The sequence below is a fragment of the Paenibacillus sp. BAC0078 genome, from assembly GCF_054483875.1.
In genome coordinates, this window is record NZ_JBTLRW010000082.1 from 1 (window position 1) to 506 (window position 506).

2 rRNA genes are annotated in these 506 nt (G+C 46.8%); both read left to right on the top strand.

Annotated elements, in window-relative coordinates:
- A 16S ribosomal RNA gene (locus tag ACX1DY_RS31530) occupies window positions 1-104 on the top strand; the annotation flags it as partial.
- Window positions 105-387: 283 nt separating this feature from the next.
- Window positions 388-506 (top strand): 23S ribosomal RNA (locus ACX1DY_RS31535); the annotation flags it as partial.

The window sequence follows — 506 nt, forward strand, 5'->3', positions numbered from 1 at the left end:
GGGGTAACCCGCAAGGGGGCCAGCCGCCGAAGGTGGGGTAGATGATTGGGGTGAAGTCGTAACAAGGTAGCCGTATCGGAAGGTGCGGCTGGATCACCTCCTTTCTATGGAGAATCGTCTTCTGAAACGAAGACATTCAAATCTAAAATCTAACCAGGTCGGTTAGTTACTCACTCGTTGCTCAGTTTTGAGAGTTGAAGCTCTCAAAAGCAAGAAACTTGATCCTTGAAAACTGGATACCGAAACGAAAATGCGTTTTAGAACATTCCTTTAAGCTGAACTTGTGTAAACAAGTTTAAAATTAATGGCGATGCTAACGATTTTCTTGCGGAGATAACGGCTTTTGAAGAAATTCAATGTCCGATATTTTCCTAGCGGAAAAATCGAGGTTAAGCTAATAAGAGCACACGGAGGATGCCTAGGCGCCAGGAGCCGACGAAGGACGTGGCGAACAACGAAACTGCCTCGGGGAGCTGTAAGCAAGCTTTGATCCGGGGGTGTCCGAA